General features: G+C 71.8%; 13 protein-coding genes. 6 read left to right on the plus strand and 7 right to left on the minus strand.

Features of this window, described 5'->3' with window-relative positions; translation table 11 throughout:
- Nucleotides 1–4: 4 nt before the first annotated feature.
- The 7 genes from WG922_RS11830 to WG922_RS11860 all read right to left on the minus strand — a co-directional run bounded on the left by WG922_RS11830 (nt 5) and on the right by WG922_RS11860 (nt 8,066).
- Nucleotides 5–1,495 carry a hypothetical protein gene (locus WG922_RS11830; RefSeq protein ID WP_340282826.1) on the minus strand — a complete coding sequence of 497 codons (1,491 nt, stop codon included), beginning with the start codon at nt 1,493–1,495 and terminating at the stop codon, nt 5–7.
- Nucleotides 1,492–2,547 (minus strand): dihydrodipicolinate synthase family protein, encoded by a 1,056-nt coding sequence (locus tag WG922_RS11835; RefSeq protein ID WP_340282827.1) that lies wholly within the window; start codon nt 2,545–2,547, stop codon nt 1,492–1,494. The genes WG922_RS11830 and WG922_RS11835 overlap by 4 nt, the downstream gene beginning before the upstream one ends.
- Nucleotides 2,548–2,580: 33 nt before the next feature.
- Nucleotides 2,581–3,501: a GNAT family N-acetyltransferase gene (locus WG922_RS11840; RefSeq protein WP_340282828.1), complete on the minus strand. Its 921-nt coding sequence runs from the start codon at nt 3,499–3,501 to the stop codon at nt 2,581–2,583.
- Nucleotides 3,488–4,537 carry an NAD-dependent epimerase/dehydratase family protein gene (locus tag WG922_RS11845; RefSeq protein ID WP_340282829.1) on the minus strand — a complete coding sequence of 350 codons (1,050 nt, stop codon included), beginning with the start codon at nt 4,535–4,537 and terminating at the stop codon, nt 3,488–3,490. The genes WG922_RS11840 and WG922_RS11845 overlap by 14 nt, the downstream gene beginning before the upstream one ends.
- Nucleotides 4,534–5,268 carry a TetR/AcrR family transcriptional regulator gene (locus WG922_RS11850; RefSeq protein WP_340282830.1) on the minus strand — a complete coding sequence of 245 codons (735 nt, stop codon included), beginning with the start codon at nt 5,266–5,268 and terminating at the stop codon, nt 4,534–4,536. The genes WG922_RS11845 and WG922_RS11850 overlap by 4 nt, the downstream gene beginning before the upstream one ends.
- A 95-nt stretch (nt 5,269–5,363) precedes the next feature.
- The gene (locus WG922_RS11855) at nt 5,364–6,968 is read right to left on the minus strand and encodes an FAD-dependent oxidoreductase (RefSeq protein WP_445322825.1); all 1,605 of its coding nucleotides are present in this window, start codon (nt 6,966–6,968) and stop codon (nt 5,364–5,366) included.
- Nucleotides 6,969–7,058: 90 nt separating this feature from the next.
- Nucleotides 7,059–8,066 (minus strand): Bug family tripartite tricarboxylate transporter substrate binding protein, encoded by a 1,008-nt coding sequence (locus WG922_RS11860; protein WP_340282832.1) that lies wholly within the window; start codon nt 8,064–8,066, stop codon nt 7,059–7,061.
- 121 nt (nt 8,067–8,187) lie between these two features.
- On the opposite strand from WG922_RS11860, the gene WG922_RS11865 reads away from it, so the two are divergent.
- From WG922_RS11865 to WG922_RS11890, 6 genes are all read left to right on the plus strand, one after another.
- The gene (locus tag WG922_RS11865; protein ID WP_340282833.1) at nt 8,188–9,090 is read left to right on the plus strand and encodes a LysR family transcriptional regulator; all 903 of its coding nucleotides are present in this window, start codon (nt 8,188–8,190) and stop codon (nt 9,088–9,090) included.
- A 33-nt stretch (nt 9,091–9,123) separates the two neighbouring features.
- A complete protein-coding gene (locus WG922_RS11870; RefSeq protein WP_340282834.1) occupies nt 9,124–9,783 on the plus strand; it encodes a response regulator in 660 nt (219 codons plus the stop codon).
- Complete coding sequence (locus WG922_RS11875) at nt 9,780–11,126, plus strand: sensor histidine kinase (protein ID WP_340282835.1); 1,347 nt, start codon at nt 9,780–9,782, stop codon at nt 11,124–11,126. Before WG922_RS11870 ends, WG922_RS11875 begins: the two co-directional genes overlap by 4 nt.
- A 55-nt stretch (nt 11,127–11,181) precedes the next feature.
- A complete protein-coding gene (locus WG922_RS11880) occupies nt 11,182–12,594 on the plus strand; it encodes a Do family serine endopeptidase (RefSeq protein WP_340282836.1) in 1,413 nt (470 codons plus the stop codon).
- Between the two features lie 281 nt (nt 12,595–12,875).
- Entirely contained in the window at nt 12,876–13,856 is a 981-nt protein-coding gene (locus WG922_RS11885; RefSeq protein ID WP_340282837.1) for a mechanosensitive ion channel family protein, read from the plus strand.
- Nucleotides 13,857–13,937: 81 nt separating this feature from the next.
- Nucleotides 13,938–14,924: a Bug family tripartite tricarboxylate transporter substrate binding protein gene (locus WG922_RS11890; RefSeq protein WP_340282838.1), complete on the plus strand. Its 987-nt coding sequence runs from the start codon at nt 13,938–13,940 to the stop codon at nt 14,922–14,924.
- Nucleotides 14,925–14,987: the final 63 nt, after the last annotated feature.

The raw sequence follows: 14,987 nt of genomic DNA on the forward strand, positions 1-14,987 counted from the left end.
CGCTCTAGCGGTAGTTGAGGAACACGGGGCTGGCCCAGGCGATGTGGCCGTTCTTCTGGCGCGCGCGCAGGTACACGTGCGAGCGGCCTTCGGGCACCGCGATGCGGCAGCTGCCCCGCAGGGAGGACGCGGCGCGCGGCAGCAGCCGGTGCCACTGGTAGCCCTCGCGCGGGAAGCCGCCGGTGAAGAGGTTGCGCGAGCCCTCGTGCAGCGCCCCCAGCGAGGTCGTCGATTGCTGCACCACCGGCTCGTCGAGGGCCAGGTGCAGCAGCGTGTCGGCCCCGCCTTCGAGCTCCAGCACGACGCTCTGGTTGGGGTTCTCGCGGTAGGCGTTCTGGCGCGCGGTGTACGAACGGATCGCGAGGCCGCGCTCGCCGTCGCGCGCGAAGCGATGGCGCCGCACTTCGTCGTACGGCATCGACTGCAGGCAGGGAAAAAAGCGCAGCAGGCGCCCGCCCTCGACGCCGACGCGCATCGACCAGTCGCACACGCGGTCGAGCGCCAGTGCGCCCCAGGGGCCCCAGCCCCACTCCAGCCGCACCTGCAGCGGCGCGCCGAAAGCCTGGTCGGCATCGACCCCGTCGTCGGCATGGGCGCGGTGCACGATGCGCCCGTCCTGGATCACCTCGACCACGTCCAGCTCGTCGCGGCCGTGCACGGTGAAGCCCACCTCGGCTTCGCGGCCGCAGTCGATGGTCGCGCCCATCGGCGCTCCCTCGACCTGGAAGTCGAGCTCGATGCGGTCGCCGGTGAGGGCGTAGGTGCGGCGCGCGCGGATGGCCTCGAAGATGCCCTCGCGCGTGAAGTCGCGCACCAGGGCAGCCATCAGTCCTTCGCCGTAGGCGCCGGGAAAGCCGGCATGGTCGTCGGAGGAGCCGACGAAGCCGAAGCGCAGGCCGGCCTTGAGGCCCGCGGCCGCGGTGTTGGAGGTCTGGCGTCCGCCCATCGAATGCGTGAAGTACCCGAGCGGGCCGCGGTCGTCCTCGCCGTTGCCGTGCTCGGAGTAGATCTCCACCACCGGCGTGCATTCCTCGCAGAAGCACTCCCAGTTCACGCCGCGGCTGCCGCTCGGATAGGCCAGGTGGTGCGGGATCATCAGCGCGCGCTCGGCGCGGCAGAAGCCGCGCAGCTCAGTGGGGTCGGCGGTGTAGAACAGCGGCCGGTGGTCGCCGGGGAACACCACGCACTGGTCGCCCCAGCGCGAGGAATGCCACTCGAATCCGAGGAAGGCGCAGAAGTCGCCGTCGCGGTTGCCGTCGGCGATGACGTTCTGCACGCGCGGCCAGGTGTCCTTCAGGCGCTTGAAGCCGTCGATCCAGTGGCGCTCGCGCTGGCCTTCCATGGCCGGCATGTCGTGCCAGCTCGAGTGGCCGGTGAAGGCGAAGAAGTCGAGGTGCGTGCGCGCGATGTCGAGCGAGCGCTCGATCGAGCCCACGCCGTAGCCGTGGGCGTTGTGGTTGTGGATGTCGCCGTAGAGGATGCGCCAGTCGCTCATGCCAGCCACCGGGCCAGGTGCTCGCGCACGAAGCCGTCGTCGTTCAGGTGCGGATAGTCGCGGTACACCCGGTCGATCTCGTCGGCCTGCCCCGGCGACAGGCCCTCGTGCGGATCGAGGCACCAGGTGCCTTCGAGCAGCCCCTGGCGGCGCAGCACCTCGTGGCAGCCGGCGATGCAGCCGGCGAAGTCGTTGGCGACGTCGAAGAAGGCGCTGTTGGCGTCGGTGACCTGGCTGTCCAGGGCCAGCATCGCCGCACTGGCACTGTCCTTGGCGGCCTCGGCCTGCACGCGCGCGAAGTACTGCACGGCCTTCTGGGTCCACACGCTCCAGTGCCCCAGCAGGCCACCGCGGATGCGCAGCGTGACCTCTTCGGAGCCGCGGCGCAGCGCGAAGGGCGCGAGCAGGTCCAGCACGATGTGGTCGTCGTTGCCCGTGTAGAGCGTGATGCGGTCCTCGGCGCGCGCGAGCGCCACGCCCCGCAGCACGTCCAGGGTGCGGTAGCGGTGGAAGGGCGCGATCTTGATCGCCACCACGTTCTCGATCTCGGCGAAGCGGCGCCAGAACGTGGGTGGCAGCACCGGACCGCCGACGGCCGTCTGCAGGTAGAAGCCGACGAGCGGCATCTCCTGCGCCACGGCGCGGCAGTGTGCGATGAGCTCGTCCTCGCCGGCGTGCGCCATCGCGCCCAGCGACAGCAGCACCGCGTGGTAGCCCAGCGCACGCGCGATCGACGCTTCGCGGCGCGCCTGGGCGGTGGGGCCGCAGGCGCCGGCGATCATCACGACGGGCCGCGGCACCCATTCGCGCGCCTGTTCGGCGGCCAGGCGCAGCACGGGCTCGTACAGTCCCGCCTCGCGGATGGCGAACTGCGTGGTGTGCACGCCCACGGCCATGCCGCCGACGCCGGCGTCGAGGTAGTAGCGGGTGAGTGCGCGCTGGCGCCGCGGGTCGAGCCGTCGGCCGGCATCGAGCGCGAGCGGGTGCGCGGGTATCACGGTGCCGCGCTGCAGCAGCGCCATCACGTCCTGGGGAATGTCGTCGCGGTGCATGGGGGTTCCTGGGGAAAGAAAGGGATGCCTGCGTCAGGCGAGTTCGGGGCCGGCGATGGCGACCATGCGGGTCGCGTCGCCGAAGTCGGGCGCCTGGCCGAGGGCCATGCGCGTGTAGCCGCGCTCGAGCGCGAAGCCCGCGCCTTCGAGCACCGGGCGCAGCCCGGCGTGGGCGTCGAGCACGTCCAGCAGCACGGGGCCGTCGATGTGGGCGAAGGCGTACGCGAGCAGCCCCCGGGCGGTGGCGTCGTCGGTGTCGGCGCCGGCCTGCGGTGCCACCACCACCGGGCCGACCTGGGTCGCCTGCCGGCCATCGCGCCCCAGCAGGAAGCCGGCGAGCCGGCCCTCGCGTTCGGCCGCGCAGGCGAAGCCGCGCGAGCGCGACCAGAGGCTGCGCAGCAGCGCGCCGCGCTCGCCGCCGAAGGCGGCGCGGTCGAGCGCGCACAGCGCCGGCCAGTCGTCCTCGCGCAGCGCACGCACGGCGACGGCGCCCGGCTGCGGCGCCTGCACGCTGCCCATGTGGCGCCAGCGCGTGATGGACCAGCCGTCGCGAAAGCCGAGCGGGCCGTACACCGTGCGTCCGGCGGGCGTGGCGTCCAGCGCGGGCACCAGCTGCGCGGCACGCAGGCGTGCGATGCAGTCCTGCAGCAAGGCGGTCGCGATGCCCTGGCGGCGGCGCCGCTGGTCCACCAGCACCATGCTGATCCAGCCGAAGCCCTGGAACGGCAAGGTCGCGGCGGTGGCCACCACCGCGCCGGCGGCGTCCACCAGTGCCACTGCCTCGCCGTGGGCCTGGAACAGCCGCCAGTCGGCCGCCACCTGGTTCCAGCCGGACTGCGCGACCAGCGCCATCGCGCCTTCGAGCTGCCGTTCGTCCAGGGGCTGCAGCCGCAGCCCGGCGGGCCAGGCGCCGCCGGCGGTTGCGGCGGAGGCGGACGCTTCAGTACTTGCCATCGCGCGTGCCGAAGTGCGTGTCCTTGCCCAGCGAGGGCTTGCCGTCGGCGACCCAGTGCGCGACCCAGTCGAGCATGGCCGCCATGGGCACGCTGGGTGCGCCGAAGAGGCGCTGCGCCTGCGCGGTGTCGATCAGCCAGGCGGTGGGCGCCTCCTGGCCGACGATGCGCGGCTTCTTGTCCAGCCGCCGGCCGAACTCCTCGGCCAGCCAGCGCACCGAGGTCTTCTCGGGCCCGGTCACGTTCAGTGCGCTCGCAGGCGTGGTGCAGTGTCCGAGCAGGCGCAGCGCCTGCTCGTTCGCGTCGCCCTGCCAGATGACGTTGACCCAGCCCATGCTCACATCGACAGGCCGCTCGTGCAGCACGGCGGTGGCGACGTCGAACAGCACGCCGTAGCGCATGTCGATGGCATAGGACAGGCGCACCAGGCGCCCGGGCGTTCCGTGGCGGTGGGAGCCGTGCAGGAACATCTGCTCGCGGCCCACGCAGGTGGCGGCGTAGAGGCCGGGCGGCGGTTCGGTGGGGACTTCTTCGGACGCGCCCGGGCCGGTGACATCGACGAAGGGATACACGCAGGCGGTGGAGAAGGCCACCGTGCGGGCGCTGCGGAAGGTGTCGGCCACGGCATAGGGCACGCCGGCGTTCATGGCCCAGGTGAGCGAGGGGTTGCCCGCCGAGCCGAACTTGTGGCCCGCCATGAACACCAGGTTGGGCGCTTGCGGCAAGCGGCGCAGGGCGGCGGTGTCCAGCAGGTCGCAGGGCAGGCACTCCACGCCCCAGCTTTCGAGCCGCTCGCGCAGGCCGGGCTCGCTGAAACGCGCGACGCCCAGGATGCGCTTGCCTGGCGCGGCGCGCCGGGCCATGCGGGCGAGGGTCGGGCCCATCTTGCCGCCCACGCCCATCACCATCAGGTCGCCCTCCAGCGCCGCGAGCTCGCGCTCGAGCGCCGGCGACGGCGTGGTCATGAAGTCTTCCAGGTGCTCGACGTCGTCGAAGCGGGCGGGGAGGGCGCGCGTGGCGGCAGGCGAATCGGTCATGGGTTCTTCTTGCGAGGTGCGTGGGAGGCGATGGGGGTGGCCGGCTGGAGCAGGTAGCCCAGGACCAGCTCGGTGATGTGGGCCACGCGCTCCTCCAGGCACTGCGGCGACATCAAGTCGCGCTGGAACATGGCCGAGAGCGTGTAGCGGTTGGAGACGTAGAAATAGCCCAGCGCGGAGATCGACACGTAGATCTGCATCGGATCGACGCCGGCGCGGAACACGCCTTCGCGCGCGCCGCGCGCCAGCAGCTCGGTGAGCCGCTCCAGCAGCGGCGAATGCACCGCCGCCAGCGTCTGCGAGCGCGCCACGTGGCGGCCCTGCTGCAGGTTCTCGCTGTTCAGCAGGGCGGTGAACTCGGGGTGGGCGAAGTAGTAGTCCCAGGAAAAGCGGATCAGGCGCCGCATGCCCTCCTCGGGGCTGGTGCGCTCGAGCGCCAGGGCGCGCTCGGCGTCGCGGATGGCCTGGTAGGCCGACTCCAGCACGGCCAGGAACAGGTCGTCCTTGCTGCCGAAGTAGTGGTAGATCATGCGCACGTTCACCTGCGCCTGGGCTGCGATGCGCTCGACCCGGGTACCGGTGGCGCCGTGGCGCGCGAACTCGGCGGTGGCCACGCGCAGGATCCGGTCACGCGTGGACGGCTGCTCCTCAGGAGTGTCGCGGCCGGCGTGTGCTCCGGGGAGGACGGCCTCGTCGGCGGCGGCGCCGGGTGCTTCGGAAGTCTGGCTCACGGGATGAAGTAAATGGACATTTACTTCAGTGTCCTCCCCGCGTCGGGGCCGCGCCTACCCCGGGAATTCCCTGAAGCGCCCGGATGCTGGGGCGTTCACGCGGCGGGCGCCAGCGGCTCGCGGTGTGCACCGCGCAGCCGCTCCACCAGCGCGACGGTGTCCGCCGGCAGGCTGTCGCCCCGCCAGGCCACATGCTGGTCGGCACGCGCCAGCACCAGGCGGTGGCGGTAGGCCGCCGGCACCGGCACCCCTTCGACGTCCAGGACTTCCAAGGGCATGCGCCGGGCCTCGGCGGCGCGCTGCAGGGGTGCGATGTCGAGGCTGCGGTCGAAGCGCAGCAGGGTGTAGCCGGGGCCGAAGGCATCGAACAGCGAGCGGCGGTCGGGCAGCCAGAAGTGCGGCACGCGGCAGCCCGGCACGGTCGATTCGGTGAAGTCGCCCATGGTGTAGGGCGGCGGCGCTTCGCCGTCGGGCACGAGGATGGGCGAGCCCTCGTAGTAATAGCCGAAGTTCAGGCCGCCGCAGCAGAACTGCTGCACGTTCAGCGCGTAGGCCTCGCGGCCGATCTCGGCGCGCAGCTGCTCGCCCGCTTCGCCGGGCGCCTCGATGTCCTGCGGCACGGCGCGGCGCGCCTTGATCATCTTCTGCGCGTGGTCCATGGCGAAGTTCGAGACCTGCTGCGTGATCGGCTGGCGCTCGGCCTCGTAGGCGTCGAGGATGGCCTCGTCGCCCCAGCCCTGCAGCCGTGCGGCGAGCAGCCACGAGAGGTTCACCGCGTCGGCGATGCCGGCATTCATGCCGTAGCCGGCATAGGGCACCCAGAGGTGGGCGGCGTCTCCCGCGATGAAGACCTTGCGGTCGCGGAAGCGCTCGGCCACCAGGCGGCGGCCGACCCAGTCCTCGCGGCTGAGCACCTCGTAGTCGAAGTCGTCGCCGACGCCCATGATCTGGCGGATCGCCCAGTCGCGATCGACCGAGTCGAACTCGGTCTCTTCGGCGTTCAGGTGGTTGTGCACCAGCCAGGTTTCATGGCCGTCGATGGCGAACACCGTGCCGCAGCGGCGCGGGTTCACGGCATAGAAACCCCAGGCGGGCGTGCCGGGGATCATCGCGCGCAGCCCGGGCGCGCGGATGTAGGTGGACTGCACCCGCTGGATGACGGGCGTGCCTTCGAGCCTGGTGCCGATGCGCTTGCGCACGCCCGAGCTGCCGCCGTCGCAGCCCGCCAGGAAGCGGCTGCGCAGGCTGCGCTCGGTGCCGGTCTCCAGGTCGCGCAGCGTTGCGGTCACGCCCGCGTCGTCCTGCGTGAAGCCGGTCACCTCGGTGCGGTTGCAGATGCGGACCTGCGGCTGCTGCGCCGCATGTCGCAGCAGGATGGGCTCGAGGAACAGCTGGTTGATGCGGTGCGGCGGCTCGGGCGTCGGCCACCAGGTGTCGGGCCCGCCGGTGGCGGTGGCGCGGTCGCGCCGGCTGGGAATGGGGATGCGGGTGAGCTCGGTGCCGCAGACGCTGGTGCGAAACGCCACGTCGTGCGGGTAGTCGGCCGGCAGTCCCGCCTCGCGCAGCGCCCCCGCCACGCCGAGGCGGCGGAACACCTCCATGCTGCGCGCCGAGACGTGGTTGCACTTGACGTTGGGCGGCTCGGCGAAGCGGCGCGTCTCGGCCACGGTCACCCGCACCCCGCGCGAAGCCAGGTCCATCGCCAGGGTCAGCCCCACGGGGCCGGCGCCCACCACGAGCACGTCGGTCTGGAAATTGGCAGCGGTCACGATGAAGGAGTTCCTGCGCTGTCAGTTGAGCTTGATGTTCGCCTTGCGGATCACCTGCGACCACTTGGCGGTCTCCGACCGGATGTAGTCCTCGAACTCCTTGGCGCTGGTGGGCGCGGCCTCGACACCGAGGTTGCGCAGGCTGGTCCTGATCTGCTCGTCGTTCAGCGCGTCGGTGATCTCCTTGTTGAGGCGGGCCACGATGGCCGGCGGCGTGCCGGCCGGAGCGACCACGCCGAACCAGCCCGTCGAGTCGTAGCCGGGGAGGCCGGCCTCGGCGACGCTGGGCACCTCGGGCAGCTGCGGCAGGCGCTTGGGGCTGGTCACGGCGAAAGCGGTCAACTTGCCGGCCTTGATGTGCTGCAGCGCCGAGGGCAGGTCCACCACCGCCAGCGGCACCTGGTTGCCCAGCACGTCCAGCGCGGCCGGGCCCGAGCCCTTGTACGGCACCTCGACCAGCTTCACGTCGGCCATCTGCGAGAAGAGAGCCGCCGTGAGGTGCATGGCCGTGCCGTTGCCGCCGTGCGCGATCGACAGCTTGCCCGGCTCCTTCCTGGCCAGCGCGATCAGCTCGGACTGCGTCTTGGCCGGCACGCTGGGGTTGCCGATGATCACGAACGGAATGGCCGCCAGCATGCTCACGGGGGCGAAATCCTTGAGCGGATCGAAAGGCATCTGCTCGTACAGGCTGCTGTTGGCCGAGAGCGCGCCGGCCGCTCCGACGCCCAGCGTATAGCCGTCGGCCGGCGCCTTGGCCACCAGCGACAGGCCGACGTTGCCGCCGGCGCCCGGGCGGTTGTCCACGATCACCTGCTGACCCAGCTTGTCGTTCAGGCGCGGCACCAGCATGCGGACCACCGCGTCGGCGCTGCCGCCGGGCGGGAAGGTGACGACGATGCGGATCGGCTTGGTCGGCCAGCCGGCGGCGGGCGAGGCTGCGGCGGCGGGCGCCGGTGCCTGGGCCTGGGCTAGGCCCAGGAAGGCGCCGGTGGCGACGAGGGCGGCCAGGGCGCGGGTGAATCGTTGCATGGCATGTCTCCTGTTGTGTTCGTGCGGTGATGCGCATGGGGAAGCGGTGCGCAAGGCCATTGGACGGCGGCAACCGACTTTCGTAAATCGAAATATTCCGAAGAATCTATGATGTGACTTCATGAATTCGAGCGGCTTCACACCCACCCTGCGGCAGTTGCGCGCCTTCCACGCGGTCTACCAGCTCGGCAAACTCAGCGCCGCGGCCGAGCAGATGGCCGTGACGCAGTCGGCCGTGAGCGTGCTGATCCGGCAGATGGAGGGCGGCCTGGGCGTGCGCCTGTTCGACCGCAGCACGCGCTCTCTGCAGCCCACGCAGGCCGCGCGCGAAGCGGTCGCGGTCGCCGCGCGCATCCTGCGCGACGTCGATTCGCTGGGGGCGGGATTGCGCGAGCTCAAGGAGCTGCGGCGCGGCCGGGTGAGCCTGGCGGTCACGCCCACGCTGGCGGAGATCCTGCTGCCGCCGGTCCTGCGGCGCTTCGCCACGCTGCACCCGCAGGTGCGCGTGGTCCTCGACGACTGCGCGCCCGACCAGTTCGTCTCGCGGGTGGTCGGCGAGCACGTCGATTTCGGTGTCGGCACGCCCGAGCGCGCGGCCGCCGACGTCGATTCGCGCACGCTGCTGCGCGACCACCTCGCCCTCGTCTGCCCCGCCGACCACCCCCTTGCGAAGGGCCGCACCGTGCGCTGGGCACAGCTTGCCGGCCAGCCGGTGATCACCGTGCGGCCCGGCTACGGCATCCGCCCGCTGATCGACGGCGCCGCCGGCGCGGCCGGTGTCGCGCTCGACGTGGTCAACGAGGTGTCCTTCCTGTCCACCGCACTCTGGATGACGGCGTGCGGGCTGGGCGTGTCGATCATGCCTTCGGCCTACGCCCGCCATGCCGGCGACGCGTCGCTGGCCGTGCGCCCGCTGGCCGCGCCCCGCGTCTCGCGCGACATCGCGCTGGTCACCAAGCGCGGCCGCTCGCTGTCGCCGGCGGCGCAGGAGCTGGTCGAGGTGATGCGCGCGGCACTCGCCTGATCGGGGCGGCATGGCGCGCTAAGCTGTCGGCCCATGCGCATCCTGCTGGTCGAAGACGACGCCATGATCGGCGAGGCGGTGCTCGGCGCCCTGCGCGCCGAGCACTACGCGGCCGATTGGGTGCGCGACGGCGAGGCCGCCGCCCGCGCGCTGCGCAGCGAGACCTACGACCTGGTGCTGCTCGACCTCGGCCTGCCCCGGCGCGACGGCCTGGAGGTGCTGCGCGGCCTGCGGGCCTCCGGCTCGGCGGTGCCGGTGCTGGTGGCGACCGCCCGCGACGCGGTGTCCGACCGCATCGCCGGGCTGGACGCCGGTGCCGACGACTACGTGGTCAAGCCCTACGACACCGACGAACTGCTGGCACGCGTGCGGGCCCTGATCCGCCGCAGCCTCGGCCAGGGCGAGCCGGTCTTCCGCCACCGCAACGTCACCCTCAACCCTGCTACCCGCGAGGCCACGGTCGATGGGAAGCCGGTGGCGCTGTCGGCGCGCGAGTGGGCCGTGCTCGAGCCGCTGCTCGCGCGGCCCGGCGTCATCTATTCGCGCACGCAGCTCGAAGACAAGCTCTACGGCTGGAAGGAAGACATCAGCAGCAATGCGGTGGAGGTCTACGTGCACGGGCTGCGGCGCAAGCTGGGCAGCGACCTGATCCAGACCGTGCGCGGGCTGGGCTACGTGGTGCCCCGGGAATGAGTCCCGGCGACGCCGCGCGGCGGCCCGCGCACTCGCTGCGCCGGCGCCTGCTGGTGGTGGTGCTCGCGGCCATCGCGCTCGCGTCGCTGCTGCAGGCGGCGGTCGCCTGGCGCGCGGCGCTGCGCCAGGCCGACGCCCTCTTCGACGCGCAGCTGCAGTCGGTGGCGCGCATGGTGCAGGCCGGCGCCTGGATGGGCCCGGAGGGCGGCTCCGGCAGCGTCGATGTGCAGGTGCAGATTCTCGGGCCCGACGGCGCGCGGGTATTCGGGTCGGCCCGCCTCACGCTGCCCGCGACGCCCGTGCTGGGCTTCTCCGAGATGCGGGTGCAGGGCGTGCCCTACCGCGTCTACTCGGTACAAACCGCGAGCCACACCATCCAGATCGCGCAGGACCTGCACGCACGCCGCGAGCGCGCGCGTGGCCTCGCAATTGCCGCGGCGCTGCCGGTGGCCGCGCTCGCACCGTTGCTGATGCTGGCGGTCGGCTGGCTCATCAACCAGTCGCTGCGGCCGGTCGAGCGGGTGCGCGCGCAGGTGGCGCGGCGCCCGGCCGACGACCTGTCGGCACTGCCCGAGCAGGGCCTGCCGCTGGAGGTGCTGCCGCTGGTGCAGGAGCTCAACCTGCTGTTCGCGCGGGTGCGGCTCGCGTTCGAGGCGCAGCAGCATTTCGTGGCCGATGCGGCGCATGAGCTGCGCTCGCCGCTCGCGGCGATCCGGCTGCAGGCCCAGTCGCTGCGGCGGCCGCAGCCCGAGGCCGAGCGCGAGCGCTCCGTGGCGCAGTTGAACGCCGGCGTGGAGCGTGCGATCGCCCTGGCCGAACAGCTGCTGCTGCTGGCCCGGGAGGAGGGTGGCGGTGCGCCGCAGGGGGCGGGGGCGGTGCAGCTGCTGGCGCTCGCGGGCGACGCCATCGCGCAGGCGCTGCCGCAGGCCCGCGCGCGGGGCATCGACCTGGGGCTGGCGCGCGGCGAGCCGGCCGAGGTGCGGGGAGACGCCGAAGCGCTCGCGGCGCTGCTGCGCAACCTGCTGGAGAACGCGCTCAAGTACACGCCGGCGCCCGGGCAGATCGACGTGAGCGTGTTCGTGGACGACGGCCGGGCGGCCCTGGTGGTGGAGGACAGCGGGCCGGGCATCGAGGAGGGCGAGCGCGAACGCGTGTTCGACCGCTTCTACCGTTCCAGCGCCGCGCGCGGCGACGTGTCCGGCAGCGGCCTCGGCCTGGCCATCGTGCGCGCCGTCGCGCAGCGCCACGGGGCGCAGGTGCGGCTGGATCGCTCGCAGCGGCTCGGCGGCCTGGCGGCGCGCGTCGATTTCCCGCGGCCCGAGGGGCGCTTAAGCCAGGCCTAAGGTCTCATCGACACCATCGGCGGGTCGAATCAATTCAACCCAAGGAGCCGACGCAGTGTCCACTTCCTCCCGTTTCCGTCCCGCCACCCTCGTCCTGGCCCTCGCGGCCGCCGGCACGGCCGGTGGCGCCGCGGTGCAGGTCCTGAACAACCGTGCCGAGGCCGCCGCCCCGCCGGCCGTTGCCGCCGTGGTTGCGCGCGCGCCCATGGCCGCGCCCGACTTCGCAGCGATCAGCGAGAAACACGGCCCCGCGGTGGTGAACATCACCGTCTCGGGCACCCGCAAGACGGCCATGGGCCCCGGCGGAGCCGATCCCTTCGAGCAGTTCCGCCGCGGCATGCCGGGCCACGGCGCGCCGGGTGGTGAGTCGCCGGTGCGCGGTGCGGGCTCGGGCTTCGTCGTCAGCGGCGATGGCCTGGTGCTGACCAATGCCCACGTGGTGGACGGCGCCAGCGAGGTGACCGTGAAGCTCACCGACCGGCGCGAGTTCAAGGCCAAGGTGCTCGGCGCCGACGCCCGCACCGACGTCGCCGTGCTGAAGATCGAAGCGAGCAACCTGCCCGTGGTGCAGCTCGGCAAGGCCGACACCCTGCGCGTGGGCGAATGGGTGCTGGCCATCGGCTCCCCGTTCGGCCTGGAGAACACCGTCACGGCCGGTGTGGTGAGCGCCAAGGGCCGCTCGCTGCCCAGCGACAGCGCGGTGCCCTTCATCCAGACCGACGTCGCAGTGAACCCCGGCAACTCCGGTGGTCCGCTGTTCAACGGCGCCGGCGAGGTGGTGGGCATCAACTCGCAGATCTACAGCCGCTCGGGCGGCTACCAGGGCCTGTCCTTCGCGATCCCGATCGACGTGGCGCTGCGCATCAAGGACCAGATCGTGGCGACCGGAAAGGTCGAGCACGCCAAGCTGGGGGTGTCGGTGCAGGAGGTCAACCAGGCCTTGGCCGACTCCTTCAAGCTCGATCGCCCGACCGGTGCGCTGGTCGCCAACGTCGAGTCGGGCAGCGCGGCCGAGAAAGCCGGCCTGCAGGTGGGCGACGTGGTGCGCAAGGTCGATGCCAAGCCCATCCTCGGTTCGGGCGACCTGCCGGCCGCCATCGGCGCCTCGGCCCCTGGAGAGAAGGTGGCCCTGGAAGTCTGGCGCGACGGCAAGCCGCAGGTGCTCACCGCCACGCTGGGCAAGGCAGGCGATCCTGAAGGCGAGCAGCAGGCGGCGGATGCCCCGCAGCAGGGCCGGCTCGGCATCGGCCTGGCGAGCGGCGAGCGGGGCCTGGTGGTGCAGGAAGTCACCGGCGCGGCGGCCAAGGCCGGCGTGCGCAAGGGCGACGTGCTGCTGGCCGTGAACGGCGTCGCCGCCAAGGGCGTCGAGCAGGTGCGCGAAGCGGTGGGCAAGGCCGAAGGCAAGTCCGTGGCGCTGCTGCTGGAGCGCGAGGGCCGCAAGCTGTTCGTGCCGGTCGCGATCGGCTGACGAATCGCGCCGCCCGGCCGGCTGGTCGGCGCTCGGCATACGACAAGGGGGCGCACGGCGCCCCTTTTTCTTGGTCTCACCGACCTGCGGCGCGCCACGTCCCGGACGTGGTGCGAAGCAACCCTGCTGCGGCCCGCTGACGGTGCGCACCGGCTCATCCGGCAGGGTTCGACATGACGCCGGGCCGGTCGAGCGCCACCTCGCCGCGTTGTTACGCCTTGAATGCACGAGCCCGGCGTACGGGCGCTCCGTGCCTATAGTCGCCGACCACCTCCTGTTCCATGGAATTCGACCTCACCGAAGCCACCGGCGCCGTCCAGCAGATGCTCGACGGCTTCGTCGCGCGGCTGCCCTACATGGCGCTCGCGGTGGTGGTGTTCGTGGTCTTCTACCTGGTAGCCCGCGGCGTGCGTGCGGCGCTGCGTGCGCTCGCCATGCGCCACAAGCGCAGGCACAACCTCGGGCTGGTGCTGGGCCGCCTGGGGTACGGCCTCATCATGTTCCTGGGCCTGCTGATCGCCCTCGTGATCGCCATTCCAGGCTTTACGCCGGGTCAGCTGATCAGCCTGCTGGGTCTGTCGAGCGTGGCCATCGGGTTCGCCTTTCGCGACATCCTGCAGAACTTCCTGGCCGGCATCCTGCTGCTGCTGTCGGAGCCGTTCAAGATCGGCGACCAGATCGTGATCAACGACTTCGAGGGCACGGTCGACGAGATCCAGATGCGTGCGACCTTCATGACCACCTACGACGGCCGGCGCGTGGTCATTCCGAACTCCAACCTCTTCACCAACTCGGTGATCGTCAACACCGCCAACCAGAGCCGGCGGCTGGAGTACGACGTGACCATCGGCTACGGCGACGACATCGCCCAGGCCAAGCGCGTGATGCTCGAGGCGCTGCGCGGGCTGCCCGAGGTGCTCGAGTCGCCCCCGCCCGAGACGCTGGTGCTGGATCTGGCCGGCAGCAGCGTGAACGTGCGCCTGCGCTGGTGGGTGCGGCCGCCGCGCCAATGGGACAAGCTGCACTCGCAGGACGCCGTGCTCGAATCCGTCTCGGGCGCGTTGCGGCGCGCCGGTATCGACCTGCCGTTCCCGACGCACCAGGTGCTGTTCCACGACCAGACCGAGGAGCTGGACGGCGACCGCACGCGGCAGCGCGAGGGCTGGCCGCACGCGCAAAACGGCGGCGAGGCGCCGCGGCCCGCGCGCATCGTCGATGCGCTGCGGGAGATCGCCCGGGCCGGTCGCGAGCGGTCCTCCTGAAGGCTGCCGCGCTGCGGCGCCACGGCGCGACGGGCTGCGGCAGCCGTAGACTCCGGGGTTCGAACAACCCTGGAGACTTCCATGCGCCCCGTGTCCCGCCGGCTGGCCCTCGCCGCCGCAGCCCTGTGCCTCAGCCCGCTCGCCAGCTCGCTCGCCTTGGCCCAGCAAGCCGCCTATCCCAGCAAGCCCATCAAGGCGATCGTGCCCTTCGCGGCCGGCAGCGCCACCGACCAGATCGGCCGGGCCTTCGCGCAGAAGATGTCCGAGGTGCTGGGCCAGCCGATCGTCATCGAGAACCGCGCCGGCGTGAACGGCATGCTCGGCGCCGACGCGGTGGCCAAGGCCGCACCGGACGGCTACACCATCCTGATCGGCACCAACAGCACCAACGCGGCGCTCAAGAGCTTGATGAAGAAGCTGCCCTACGACCAGGACACCGCCTTCGCGCCGCTCGGCTACATGGGCTCGGTGCCGCTGATCGTCGCCGTGAACAACGACGTGCCGGCCAAGAACCTCAAGGAGCTGGTGGACCTGGCGAAGTCGAAACCGAAGGGCGTGACCTTCGCCAGCGCGAGCACTTCGCAACTGGTGTCCACCGAGATGCTGGCCAACATGGCCGGCATCGAGATGGTGAACGTGCCCTACAAGAGCGGGCCGGCGGCCATGACCGACCTGATCGGCGGCCAGGTGAACATGTTCACCGCCGACTTCGCCGTGATGCTGCCGCAGGTCAAGGGCGGCAAGGTGCGCGGACTGGCCGTGACCTCCGCCAAGCGCTCGCCCGCCATTCCCGAGCTGCCCACGGTCAACGAGGCGCTGGGCATGAAGGACTACGAGCTGATCGCCTACTTCGCCATGTTCGCCCCGGCCGGCACGCCCCCCGAGGCCATCGCCAAGCTGAACCAGGCGATCAACGCGGCCGCCAACAGCAAGGACATCCAGGAGAAGTTCGCCAACATCGGCTTCGCCGTCGATCCGGGCACGCCGGCCCAGCTGGCCGAGCGCAGCCGCAAGGAAACCGAGAAGTGGGCCAAGGCCATCAAGGCCGCGGGCATCGAGCCGCAGTAAGCGGCTGACGCTGCAGCCGTGGCCAGAGCTGCCGCGGCTGCAGCGCGCCACCGTGCGTTCCCC

The sequence above is a fragment of the Ramlibacter sp. AN1015 genome (assembly GCF_037726105.1).
In the GTDB taxonomy this organism is placed as follows: Bacteria; Pseudomonadota; Gammaproteobacteria; order Burkholderiales; family Burkholderiaceae_C; genus Ramlibacter.

Excerpts from the sequence above, each read along its gene's own strand:
- WG922_RS11830 (WP_340282826.1), bottom strand. The coding sequence starts at position 1,495 with ATGAGCGACTGGCGCATCCTCTACGGCGACATCCACAACCACAACGCC.
- WG922_RS11835 (WP_340282827.1), bottom strand. The coding sequence starts at position 2,547 with ATGCACCGCGACGACATTCCCCAGGACGTGATGGCGCTGCTGCAGCGC.
- WG922_RS11840 (WP_340282828.1), bottom strand. The coding sequence starts at position 3,501 with ATGGCAAGTACTGAAGCGTCCGCCTCCGCCGCAACCGCCGGCGGCGCC.
- WG922_RS11845 (WP_340282829.1), bottom strand. The coding sequence starts at position 4,537 with ATGACCGATTCGCCTGCCGCCACGCGCGCCCTCCCCGCCCGCTTCGAC.
- WG922_RS11855 (WP_445322825.1), bottom strand. The coding sequence starts at position 6,968 with ATGGACCTGGCTTCGCGCGGGGTGCGGGTGACCGTGGCCGAGACGCGC.
- WG922_RS11860 (WP_340282832.1), bottom strand. The coding sequence starts at position 8,066 with ATGCAACGATTCACCCGCGCCCTGGCCGCCCTCGTCGCCACCGGCGCC.
- WG922_RS11865 (WP_340282833.1), top strand. The coding sequence starts at position 8,188 with ATGAATTCGAGCGGCTTCACACCCACCCTGCGGCAGTTGCGCGCCTTC.
- WG922_RS11870 (WP_340282834.1), top strand. The coding sequence starts at position 9,124 with ATGCGCATCCTGCTGGTCGAAGACGACGCCATGATCGGCGAGGCGGTG.
- WG922_RS11875 (WP_340282835.1), top strand. The coding sequence starts at position 9,780 with ATGAGTCCCGGCGACGCCGCGCGGCGGCCCGCGCACTCGCTGCGCCGG.
- WG922_RS11885 (WP_340282837.1), top strand. The coding sequence starts at position 12,876 with ATGGAATTCGACCTCACCGAAGCCACCGGCGCCGTCCAGCAGATGCTC.
- WG922_RS11890 (WP_340282838.1), top strand. The coding sequence starts at position 13,938 with ATGCGCCCCGTGTCCCGCCGGCTGGCCCTCGCCGCCGCAGCCCTGTGC.